Raw genomic sequence first — 10,784 nt, 5'->3', positions numbered from 1 at the left:
GCACGGGGGCGTCCTCGGGCATCGAGGGATGTCGTCGTGTGGTGGGACCGAGGCCATCGTAGGAGCAGGACCGGCCCGGGGTGAAGCGTGCCGGTCGGACCGCGAGGGGGTCAGACCGCGGAGAGGAAGGTGAGCGACCCGGCCACCGCGCCGTCGGTGAGCACCGGCGTGGAGATGGCGTCGACCGTGCGGCCCGCGTCGGAGCCGGGCCCCTGCACCCGCAGCAGGCCGCGGGCGAGCCGCCCGGAGTGCAGCGCGAGCAGCGGCGGGATCTTGTCGGTCTCCTGCTCGGTCAGCTCGCTCGGGCTCGCCGTGAAGTCGACCAGGCGCAGGCCGCCCTCCAGCAGCGGCAGGCCGATCACGTCCTCCGGGGCGCCCAGGCAGAGCAGGTCACAGCCGGACGAGGAGATCGCCACGACGGTGGTGCCGGCGTCGATCAGCAGGCACGGTTCGGCGGCCCGGGAGACCATGCCGGACCACTGCCCGAAGTTGTCGGACTCCTGCTCGGTGGATGCCGCGGGCGCGAACACTTCCGAGAGTGAGAGTTCGACGTGGGCCACCGCGCCTCCTATGTACACCGACGGTCTGTCCACGCTAGCCGGTCGGTGCGGCGGAAGCATCGGCTGCCGGGCGGCCGGCGACGGCGCGGACCGACGGAACCAGTCGGGGGCGGTGCCGTGGGCCGCGTGGCGTCGCCGGAGACGTTACCGGTGGGCGGCTCGCTTGTCAGCGGCCGTTCGGCCCTCGTCATACCACCGGTAGTCGGCGGTTGGACGGTACGTGCCGTTGAACCACGTGGCCGGCGCCTGCGCGACGCGGGAGAGCTTCTCGGCGGTGGCCGGACTGATCCGGTTCCCGCCGGCCACGAGCAGGCGGTCCAGCTCGCGGTGGGTGGCCATGAGGCAGTCCTTCGGCAGGCCGTAGACGCTGATCACCCCGGAGCCGACGAACGTCAGCACCGGGGTCACCGGGATCGGCAGGCCGACCGCGTCGGAGAGGGCCTTGCTGGCCCGCTTGGCGTCCCGGCGCGCCTCCGCCACGTACGGCGGGCGCTTGCCGTTGATCTGGACCACGTCTCCGGCCACGAGCACCCGGGCCCGGCCGTGGTCGGCGATGGTGACCGCGAACAGACCGCTCGGGCCGATGGCCAGGAACCCGGCCCGGTCGTCGCGGCCGCGGTCGAGCAGCATGTCCGCCGGGTCCGTCCGGGGCCACTCGATGACGTGCCAGGCGGGACCGAGGTGATCGAGCTGGCCCAGGGCGCGGGCCCCTGCCGCTTCCAACCGGCGGGCCCCCCGCTCCGCCCGGCGACGCCGGGCCCACTCCAATGGAGTCGGTCGGGCCGGCTCGAGCACCGAGGTGGGCTCGACCCGGGAGTGCGGCACCGTGCGGGGCGGCAGTGCCCTGCTCGGTACGGCTCGACGAGCGGGAAAGACAGTCATCGCGACCTCCGGCAAAAGGTCTCTCGAAGTTATGTCTCCACTACCCTACGTTGCGCCCCCGGGGGCTCGGCAAGTTGGACCGCCGGAGTGAGTGTGGATGAATGCCATATTCATTCACACTTCTTTTCCGGATGGTGCGCAAGCCTGCCCTAGGCTGCGGGAGTGACCCACTATGTGGACAGCGAAGTCGCCCGGCTCGGGACGGTGCTGCTGCACCGCCCGGGACCGGAACTGGCCCGCCTCACCCCGCGGAACAACGACAGTCTCCTGTTCGACGCTATCCCATGGGTGGGACGCGCGCAGGAGGAGCACGACGCGTTCGCGGCGGCGCTGCGGTCCCGCGGAGTCGAGGTGCTCTACCTGGCCGACCTGCTGGTCGAGACGCTCGCCGTGGCGGACGCCCGGGCCGAGCTGACCGACCAGGTGCTGCGGTCCCGCCGGCTCGGCCACACCCTGCGGCGCCGGGTCGCCGACCATCTGGCGTACCTCGACCCGGCCGGGCTGGCCGACGTGCTCACCGCCGGGCTCGCCCACGAGGAACTGCGGATCGGCGCCGACCGCCCCGGCGGTCTGGTCTGGACGCTCATGGACCGGCACGACTTCGTCATCGACCCGCTGCCCAACCTGCTGTTCACCCGCGACTCGTCGGTCTGGATCGGCGACCGGGTCGGAGTGACCAGCCTGGCCATGCCGGCCCGGCGGCGGGAGACCACGCTCACCGACGCGATCTACCGCTTCCACCCGCGCTTCGTCGGCACCGAGTTCGTCTACCACCCCCGGCTGGAGCACCTGGAGGGCGGCGACGTGCTGCTGCTCGCGCCCGGGGTGCTCGCCGTCGGCGTCGGCGAGCGCACCACCCCGGCCGGAGCGGAACGGCTGGCCCGGCAGGTGTTCGCGGCCGGGCTGGCGCACACCATCCTGGTGGTGCCGATCGCCCAGGAGCGCGCCACCATGCACCTGGACACGATCTGCACCATGGTCGACGTCGACGCCGTCCTGATGTACGCGAACGTCGCCGACCAGCTGTCCGCGTACACCGTCATCGCCGGCGCGGACGGCGACGACCTGCGGGTCGACGGCCCGGCGCCGTTCCTGCGGGCCGCCGCCGACGCGATGGACCTCGACCAGCTCCGGGTGATCGACACCGGCCTCGACCCGGTCACCGCCGAACGCGAGCAGTGGGACGACGGCAACAACACGCTCGCGCTCGCGCCCCGGCTCTGCGTCGGGTACGAGCGCAACGTGGAGACCAACGCGCAACTGGAACGGGCCGGCATCGAGGTGATCGCCATCGCCGGGTCGGAGCTGGGCTCCGGGCGGGGCGGCCCGCGCTGCATGTCCTGCCCGCTGGTGCGGGAGAAGGGCGGGGCCGCCTGACCCGGAGACGTCAGCGCAGCGTCAGCTGGCGGCCGAGCAGGCCCTGGCGGGCCCGGCGGCCGGCCGCGTCGAGCGGCTCCCGCTCCGCGACCGCCTCGGCGTAGCGCTTGGCGAACTCCGCCACCGGCGCCTCCCACTCGGCGGCCGGGGTGTCCTCCGGCAGGTCCCACACCGGCGCGAGGCGCCCGTGGGCCCGGAACATGCCCGCGAACTTCGTGTCGTCGCCGAGCGTCAGCGCGCCCGCGGCGGCGAGCCGGGACAGCGCGTCCAGCGCGGTGTCCTCGTCCTCCGGCAGGACCAGGCGCACGTGGGCCTTCTCCGGCACCTGGCACCAGTAGGCGGCCCGCGCCGCGGCCAGCTTCACCGTCGGGTAGATCGCCGAGTTGGCCCGCTCCAGGGACGCCTGGACGTTCGGGTCGTCGGCGGCGCCCGGGTCGAGCCAGAAGTCGAACCCCTCGTGCATGCTGATCTCCAGCGGGCCGTCCACCAGGATGTCCTGGAGGCGGGGGCCCGGCCCGGGCAGCGGCGGCACGTTCACCTGGCCGCCCGGCTCGGTCCGCAGTGCGGAGATCAGCGCGTCGGCCAGGTCACGGGAGACATCGCCGGACTGCTGGTGCCGTTGCAGGCCGATGAAGACCCGCCCGTCCGGCTTGGTCATCGCCGGGGCGGCCATCGGCAGCACGGTGGCCAGCGTGACCGGCCGGTCGCCGTACTCCTCGATCAGTTCCGGGGTCAGCCGCAGCGGCGCGGAGGCGGCCGGGACCAGCTCGCGCAGGGCGATCCACTCCGGCTCGTCGGCGAGGCCCTCGAACGGCCGGGGCACGAAGACGTCGCGCACCTTCTCCCGCTTCGGGGTGGCCTCGCCGGCCCGCTGGTTCTTCCGACGCTTGCTCATGCGCCCGCTCCGCTCCGCTCGCCCATGGCGAGACAGCCTAGATGCCGGGTCTCGGCGGTGGGTGCCGGACCCGCCCGCCGCGTCGGTCAGCCGGCGGCGACCAGATCCGTCCGCTGCACCGGCACCGGGTCGAACCGGGCCCACACACTCTGGCCCAGGCCGTCGCGCTCCACGCCCCAGCCGCTGGCCAGCCCGGCGACGATGTGCAGCCCTCGCCCGTCCGCCGCGTCCGGCGAGGCGGTACGCATGCACGGGCCGGCGCCGGCGCCGCCGTCGGTGACCCGGAGCTCGACACTCGGCCCCTGCTCGGTCGTCCGCAGCCGCCAGGCGACCCGGACGACGCCGCCGGGCAGCGCGTCGGCGTGCCGGACCGCGTTGCCGACCAGTTCGGCGAGGACCGCGACCAGGTCGGCCACGAGGACCGGGGGTACGACACCGGTCAGCTCGTCGGCGAGCCGGTGCCGGGCCAGGCGCGCGCCGGTGGCGTCGTGGGGCACCACCACGCACCACGACCGTTCGGCCGGACCAGTCGACACGTCGTTCCTTCCCCGCCCGTGAGCGCCCCGGTCAACCCCGGGGCAGCCGCACCTCTGCGACCGTACCGCCACCGGCTCTGGGCCGGAGGGATACCCATCCATTCTGCTGTTCAACGATCTGGCGGACGAGATAGAGACCGAGCCCCGCGCCGGGATACCGGCGGCGGTCGCCGGACTCGCCCTGCCAGAACCGGTCGAAGGCCCGCTCCACGTGCTCCGGCCGGATGCCGATGCCCCGGTCGGCCACCCGGAACGAGACGGTCCGCTCGTTCGCCTCGGCGGTGATCTCGATCGGCGTGTCCGGCAGCGAGTACTTCCCGGCGTTGGTGCCCAGCTCGGTGAGCACCGTGGCGAGGCTGTGCCGGTCGCCGAGCGCCTTGGGCAGGTCGGCGGGCAGGTCGAGCACGACCCGGTGCCGGACGTCGGCCGGCAGGTCGGCCACCGCCGACCGCAGCGCGTCGACCAGGTCGAACGGCGCGGCCGGCTCACCGCCGGGGCGGTTCTCCGTGGCGGCGGTCAGCAGCCGGTCCACCAGGCGGGCCAGTTCGTTGGCGCGCTGGCCGATGATCCGGGCGGCCTGCCTCCGGTCGCCGTCGCTCAGCGAGTCCCAGTGGTCGGTGAGCGTGTCCGCGTACCCCTTGATCACGGTGACCGGGGTACGCAGCTCGTGGCTGGTCACCGCGACGAACAGGTCCCGGTCGTGGTCGCGCCGCTGCTGGTCGGTGGTGTCGCGGAAGCTGACCACCCGCAGCGCGTTCGGGCCGGGCAGCTCGCCGGAGGTGATCCGCAGCCAGCGGCCGTCCGGCAGCCGGTGGTCGAGCACCTGGCCGGGCGGCGGCAGCGGGAACGGCAGCGGACGGCTCAGCGCCTCCTCCGCCGGCCGGCCGGTCACCTCGACCGCGGCCGGGTTCCAGAGCCGGACCCGTCCGTCCCGGTCCACCACCGCGAGGCCGTCGGCGAGCGCCGCCACGACCGGGCCGTCCCCGTGTACGGGCAGGCCGGTCTGGTCGCCGTACATGTGGGCGATGCAGGCGGCGATGTAGCCGATGACGGCGCGTTGCGAGGGTTGCAGCGGTTCGCCCAGCGGGTAGAGCGCGTGCAGGCTGCCGATGGTGAGCCCGCCGATCTCGGCGCGCGCCACGATCATCCGGCAGAGGCCCCGGCCGGCGACCTCGTCGGCGAGCGCACCGGGGATCGCGTCGACCCGGACCTCCCGTACCGGCGGGCCGGCGAGCAGGCAGACGGTGGCCGGGTCGGTGGCGGGCAGCGGGCGGCCGAGGACGAACTCGGCGCTGCCGGTCGCCGCTATCACCCGGCCCCCGGCCGGGGTGAACTCCACGAAGACCAGGCCGGCCGCGCCGACCGACGGTTCGACCTCGCGGAGCAGACGGGTGAGCACGGCGAGACCGGACTCGCCCGAGTTGATCATTTTGATCACTGCGGTGTGGCCGGCGATGAAGGCGGGGTAGTCGGTTCGCTCCGGCATGTCCCGAGTGTGCCGCGCCGTCCGCGTCCGTGACACCCCCGGCCGGTCGACCGTCGCCGGTACCGATCGACGGGACTCACCGGCCCAACCGGGCCAGCGCGCGGGCCGGCCGGTCCGTGATCACCCCGTCCACGCCCGCTTCCAGCACGAGTTCCAGGTCCTCCGGTTCGTTGACGGTCCAGACGTACACCGCGTTGCCCGCGGCGCGCAGCGCGGGGACCAGCCGCGGGCGGGTCCGGACGAGGTCCACACCAGGGCCGGCGATCCGGGCGCCGAACGGCAGCCGGCCCAGCGGCAGCAGACGCGGCAGCACCTCCAGCAGCAGCACCGTGGGCAGCGCCGGGGCGAGTTCCCGGACCCGGCGTACGGCGAGCGGCGAGAACGACATCACCGTCACCTGGACGAGATGGCCCGGGCGGGGCTCGGCCAGCCCGTACCGGCGCAGCATCTCGACCAGGCGGCGCTCGACCTCGCCCCGGTAGCGGGACGGGTGCTTGGTCTCGATCAGCAGCCGGACCGGGCGCCCGGCGGCCAGCACCGCGTCGAGCAGCCGCTCCAGCGTGAGCAGCCGGGTGTGCGACTCGTCGAGCGGCGCGTCGTCCTCGGCGAGCGTCGCGGCCCGGTGCCAGGAGCCGAAGTCGAGCGCCTCCAGCTCGGCGAGCGTCCGCGCGCTGACCAGCCCACGGCCGTTGCTGGTGCGATCCAGCCGGCGGTCGTGCACGCAGACCAGGTGCCCGTCGCGGGTCAGCCGGACGTCGCACTCCAGCCCGTCCGCGCCCTCGTCGAGAGCGCGCAGGTAGGCGGCGAGCGTGTGCTCCGGCAGGTCGTACGAGGCGCCGCGATGGGCGAAGACCAGGGGGACGGTCATGGCCGCGTCACCGACTCAGGCGACCCGGCCCGGCTGCCCGTCGTCGGTGACCACCGGACGGCCGGCGGCGGCCCAGTCGCCCATCCCGCCGTCGACGTTACGCACCTGGTCCCAGCCGTTGCGCATGAGGTAACCGACCACCTGGGCGGAACGTCCGCCCGAGCGGCAGATCACCGCGACGTCGCGGTCCTGCGGGATCTCGGCGAGCCGGGCGGGCAGCTCGGTCATCGGCAGGTGATGGGCGGCCGGCGCGTGACCGGCGGCCCACTCGTCGTCCTCGCGGACGTCGAGCAGGTAGACGTCGTCGGGCACGGCCGACGCGGGGACGCTGGGTAGTGAGGCTCCGAACACGGTCACCAAGCCTAGTCGCCCTCGTCGCTCAGAGCCGGTTGACCCAGCGCGGGTTGGCGCCGGCCCATTCCGGCACGCGCGTGTCGCGCAGCGCGGTGAACAGCCCGCCGCCGCCGTTGTCCAGCACCACGTACGAGACGCCGTCGATGGTCTGCGGGTAGGAGGGCACCTGGACCCCGCGCAGGGCGTCCGCGGGCAGGCCGCGCAGCGCGAACAACAGCTCGTCCAGGGGTACGCCGTTGGTGTCGACGGTCAGCGCCCCGCCGGCCGCGCGGAGCACCCGGTCCAGCTTGACCGGGTCGCTGCGCAGCCGCGTCTCGCCCGCCCGGTCGAGCACCGCCCGGAGCATCTGCTGCTGGTGCCGCTGCCGGTCGTAGTCGCCGCCGGGCAGGTCGTAGCGCTGCCGCACGTAGTCGAGCGTCCGTGCGCCGTCCATCTGCTGGCAGCCGGCGTCGAACTGGTGCCGGGTGTGGATCGAGCGCACCGGCGTGTCCACGCACATCCGGATGCCGCCGAGCTGGTCGATCACCTGCTTGAAGCCGGAGAAGTCGACGAGTGCCGCCCCGTCGAAGCGGATCCCGGTGAGCCGGCTCAGGGTGGTGCTGAGCAGCCGGGCACCGCCCTCACCGCCGCCGCCGTGCTCGTACGCGGCGTTGACCTTGTCCTGGCCGCCGGGGAAGCCGGGCGCCGCGGGGAGCGCCACCAGCAGGTCGCGCGGCACGGAGATCAGGTACGCCTGCCGCATCCCGGCCGGCACGTGCACGATCAGGATGCTGTCGGAGCGCTGGTCCTCCGGGTTCGCGCCGGGCCGGTGGTCCGAGCCGATCAGCAGGTAGTTGAGCGCGCCGCCCAGGTCGGTCCGCTTGTTCCGGGCGGCCGGGTCGAGCAGTTGCTCCTTGGCCACGGTGCGGTCGTAGCGCGAGGTGAGCCAGTGCAGCCCGGCGACGCCGAGCGTGGCGAGCAGGACCAGCACGAGCCCGGCGCCGAGCAGGAACCGGGCCCAGCGGGCGGGTCCACCCCGCCCGCGTCGGTTCCGTGCTGGCCTGGACGTGACGATCCCCCCGTAGCCGCGACATGAGACCCGCTCACGTCAGGCTACGGGGGGATCGGCCGGCCGGTACCGCTTTCGCGCAGGTCAGCAGGTCATTTACGGGTGGACAGGACGTCCGGGTTGTTCACCACGAAGTCGGCCAGCTTGTCGCTCTTGACCGCCTGGAACATGTCCATCGTCGTCTCGTTGAACGTCTCCCGGCCGTTGCCGTTGCCGGCGAAGGTGCCGCCGTTGGTCCGCAGCGTGACCAGGTCGTTCCCGTTGAGGTTCTTGAGCGTGAAGATGAAGTCGGCGATCGGCACGCCGCCGGTGTCCAGGACGAACGCCTTGCCCGCGGCCTTCATCAGCGAGTTGAGCTTCAGCGGGTTGGTCAGCATGCCGCCCTCGGTGGCCTTCTTGGCCATCGCCTTGATCAGCTGCTGCTGGTTCTGCTGCCGGTCGTAGTCGCTGTTCGGCAGGCCGTAGCGCTGGCGGGAGTAGTCGAGCGCCTCCCAGCCCTCCATCTCCCGGCAGCCCTTCTTGTGCACCACTGCCTTGTACGGCTTGCCGGTCTTCTTCGCGTCGGCGTTCCACATCGCCTTGCCGTCGACGTACGACATGTGGTGCGACTTGACCTCGTGGCTCACGCAGATGCGCACCGAGCCGAGCGCGTCGATCACGCTCTTGAAGCCGCCGAAGTTGATGATCGCGGCGCCGTCGAAGCCGATGCCGGTCATCGACTTGATCGTCTTGGCCATCAGCTGGGCGCCGCCCTCCCAGCCGCCGCCGTTCTGGGCGCCGTGGAAGAAGGCCGCATTGATCTTGTCGGTGCCGCCCTTGTAGCCGCTCTTCTCGAACGCCGGGATGCGCGCCTCGGTGTCCCGGGGGATCGAGATCAGGTACGCCTGGTCGTGGCTGGCCGGGATGTGCAGGATGATGATCGTGTCCGACCGGACGTCATCGGCGGCCCAGCGCTCGCGGGCGTCCACACCGAGCAGCAGCATGTCGATCGGGCCTTCGAGGCTGTTGCCGCCCTCGGCCTCGCTCTTGCCCGCCCCGCCGAGCAGGTTGCGCTGGGCGATGTTGTCCGTGGCCTGGCCGATGACCGCCTTGCTGCCGACGATCGCGACACCACTGGTCACCATCAGCACGGCGCCGAGCACCAGCGTGAGCTTCGCCCAGAGCGGGTCCTTGCGCTTGGTGCGCTTCTTCTTGCCACCGCCGGGACCGCGACCGCCGGAACCGGGCTGTGTGGGGATGACCGGAGGGACCCGCCCGGATGATCCGGGTGCCGGTGACTGCGGGCGACGGCTGGTCTGGACCGACATGCGTGCTCCAGCTCGGTGATCGGGGGCGGGACCACTTTACGTATCTGTTCCCGTTCTCGCGACCTCGTAGGGGCGCAATTCCCGTCAATACCGGCCAACACCTTTGGGTTGTGGCCGAACGGGCAGGGGTAAGGAGCCGGTCGGCGGTTGGCCTCCGTGGTGGCGAGGTCATAGAGCGCGAGACCGGTCATGTCGTGCCGGCGTCAGCCGCCCGCGTTGTCGCCCGAACCCTTCTGGTTGGCCTGCATCCACTCGGCCATCCGGTCCGCGGCGATGGCCTTGTACATCGCCAGCGCCTTCTCCCGGTCGGAGACCACCACGGACTGGCCGTCGATGGTCTGGCCGCCCAGGTGCGGGCTGGTGACGAACGTCAGGTTCTCGCCCCGCAGGCTGCGGAACTGCACTGCCATGTCGGTCAACGAGAATCCCTGGTCGACCGTGACGGCGGCGGTCACCGCCTTGAGGAAGTCGTTCAGCTTCTTCGGGTTGGTGAGCGTCCCGGTGCTCGCCGCCTTGTCCATCAGCGCCTTCAGGAACTCCTGCTGGTGCCGCATCCGGGCGAAGTCGCCGTCCGGGAACTGCTTGCGCTGCCGGACCCAGTCCAGCGCCTCGGCGCCGTTCATGTGGTTCACGCCCTTGGTGAACGTCCGGTACGGCTTGTGGATCGAGGTGATGGTCCGCTCCACCTTGAGGTCCACCCCGCCCAGCGCGTCGGTGACCTCCTTGAAGCCGCCGAAGTCGATGGCCATGACGTGGTCGATCCGTACGTCGGTGAAGCACTCCACGGTCTTCACCGCGAGCGGCAGGCCACCGAACGCGAACGCCGCGTTGATCTTGTTGCGCGAGCCGGAGTCGCACGACGCGCCCGCGCTCTCCGGGATCGGCACGTACAGGTCACGCGGCACCGAGACCAGGTAGGCGCTCTTGTGGTCGGCCGGGATGTGCATGACGATCACGGTGTCCGCGCGCCACTTGCCGCTCCCGTCGACCGGGGCGTCCGGATCCCGCGAGTCACTGCCCACGAGCAGGATGTTGAACGCGCCCTCGACCTGCTTGGCCGGCCGCCCTCCGGTGATCCCGGCGAACGGGTCGGTGCGGGCCAGGTCGTCGTCCAGGTTGCGGGCGTAGAACCATGCGCCGAGGCTGCCGAGCAGCGCCAGCACCAGTACCGCCACGCCTGCCACCAGGCCGATGCGTCCCCAGCGCGGCCGGGGGCCACGCCGCCCGGACCCGCCCGGACCGCCGCCGCCCGGACCACCGGGACCGGTCGGCCCCACCGGGCCGCCGGGACCGCCCGAGCGGGGCGCCTCGTCGTGGTCGGGGTACCACCTGGTCTCCGAGGGCCGGGCGCGCCCGGTGGCGGCCCGGCCGGAGCCGGGAACCTGGGCGCGACCCGCGCCCCGGCTCAGGTGTCGGGGGATCGGGGCGCCGGCAGACGAGGTCGCTGACATGTAACCGAGGGTAGGTCGGC

Annotated in this window: 11 protein-coding genes; 1 reads left to right on the top strand and 10 read right to left on the bottom strand. The window is 72.7% G+C overall.

Translation table 11 applies throughout. From position 1 onward, the window contains the following. Positions 1–110: 110 nt before the first annotated feature. Together EAD96_RS06970 and EAD96_RS06965 are read right to left on the bottom strand one after the other, a co-directional pair. Entirely contained in the window at positions 111–560 is a 450-nt protein-coding gene (locus EAD96_RS06970) for a hypothetical protein (RefSeq protein WP_013289310.1), read from the bottom strand. Between the two features lie 144 nt (positions 561–704). After that, positions 705–1,442, bottom strand: a complete 738-nt coding sequence (locus EAD96_RS06965) for a hypothetical protein (RefSeq protein WP_120572573.1) — start codon at positions 1,440–1,442, stop codon at positions 705–707. Between the two features lie 162 nt (positions 1,443–1,604). Between EAD96_RS06965 and EAD96_RS06960 the strand changes: the two genes are divergently transcribed. Further along, complete coding sequence (locus tag EAD96_RS06960; protein ID WP_120572574.1) at positions 1,605–2,819, top strand: arginine deiminase; 1,215 nt, start codon at positions 1,605–1,607, stop codon at positions 2,817–2,819. Positions 2,820–2,829: 10 nt separating this feature from the next. On the opposite strand, the gene EAD96_RS06955 is transcribed toward EAD96_RS06960, so the two are convergent. From EAD96_RS06955 to EAD96_RS06920, 8 genes are all read right to left on the bottom strand, one after another. Continuing rightward, positions 2,830–3,714, bottom strand: a complete 885-nt coding sequence (locus EAD96_RS06955) for a DUF5926 family protein (protein ID WP_121683658.1) — start codon at positions 3,712–3,714, stop codon at positions 2,830–2,832. 86 nt (positions 3,715–3,800) lie between these two features. After that, entirely contained in the window at positions 3,801–4,250 is a 450-nt protein-coding gene (locus tag EAD96_RS06950; protein WP_120572576.1) for an ATP-binding protein, read from the bottom strand. Between the two features lie 31 nt (positions 4,251–4,281). Then, positions 4,282–5,736, bottom strand: coding sequence for an ATP-binding protein (locus EAD96_RS06945; protein WP_121683657.1), 1,455 nt, complete (start codon positions 5,734–5,736; stop codon positions 4,282–4,284). 76 nt (positions 5,737–5,812) lie between these two features. Then, on the bottom strand, positions 5,813–6,604 hold the full coding sequence (locus tag EAD96_RS06940) for a glycerophosphodiester phosphodiesterase family protein (RefSeq protein WP_120572578.1): 792 nt from the start codon (positions 6,602–6,604) through the stop codon (positions 5,813–5,815). Positions 6,605–6,619: 15 nt separating this feature from the next. After that, positions 6,620–6,955 carry a rhodanese-like domain-containing protein gene (locus EAD96_RS06935; RefSeq protein ID WP_026268379.1) on the bottom strand — a complete coding sequence of 112 codons (336 nt, stop codon included), beginning with the start codon at positions 6,953–6,955 and terminating at the stop codon, positions 6,620–6,622. 28 nt (positions 6,956–6,983) lie between these two features. After that, on the bottom strand, positions 6,984–7,919 hold the full coding sequence (locus EAD96_RS06930; protein WP_199733084.1) for an LCP family protein: 936 nt from the start codon (positions 7,917–7,919) through the stop codon (positions 6,984–6,986). A 179-nt stretch (positions 7,920–8,098) separates the two neighbouring features. Continuing rightward, positions 8,099–9,313 carry an LCP family protein gene (locus EAD96_RS06925; RefSeq protein ID WP_120572579.1) on the bottom strand — a complete coding sequence of 405 codons (1,215 nt, stop codon included), beginning with the start codon at positions 9,311–9,313 and terminating at the stop codon, positions 8,099–8,101. A gap of 203 nt (positions 9,314–9,516) precedes the next feature. Then, positions 9,517–10,764, bottom strand: a complete 1,248-nt coding sequence (locus EAD96_RS06920; RefSeq protein ID WP_121683656.1) for an LCP family protein — start codon at positions 10,762–10,764, stop codon at positions 9,517–9,519. Between the last annotated feature and the right edge of the window lie 20 nt (positions 10,765–10,784).

The organism is Micromonospora sp. BL1, from assembly GCF_003667485.1.
In the GTDB taxonomy this organism is placed as follows: domain Bacteria; phylum Actinomycetota; class Actinomycetes; order Mycobacteriales; family Micromonosporaceae; genus Micromonospora; species Micromonospora tulbaghiae.
Note: the sequence above shows the minus strand (reverse complement) of the source record. Positions and strands in the feature narration are given on the sequence as shown.

Bases quoted from the DNA above. Each gene is read 5' to 3' on its own strand.
- EAD96_RS06965 (WP_120572573.1), bottom strand. From the start codon at position 1,442: ATGACTGTCTTTCCCGCTCGTCGAGCCGTACCGAGCAGGGCACTGCCG.
- EAD96_RS06955 (WP_121683658.1), bottom strand. From the start codon at position 3,714: ATGAGCAAGCGTCGGAAGAACCAGCGGGCCGGCGAGGCCACCCCGAAG.
- EAD96_RS06945 (WP_121683657.1), bottom strand. From the start codon at position 5,736: ATGCCGGAGCGAACCGACTACCCCGCCTTCATCGCCGGCCACACCGCA.
- EAD96_RS06940 (WP_120572578.1), bottom strand. From the start codon at position 6,604: ATGACCGTCCCCCTGGTCTTCGCCCATCGCGGCGCCTCGTACGACCTG.
- EAD96_RS06925 (WP_120572579.1), bottom strand. From the start codon at position 9,313: ATGTCGGTCCAGACCAGCCGTCGCCCGCAGTCACCGGCACCCGGATCA.
- EAD96_RS06920 (WP_121683656.1), bottom strand. From the start codon at position 10,764: ATGTCAGCGACCTCGTCTGCCGGCGCCCCGATCCCCCGACACCTGAGC.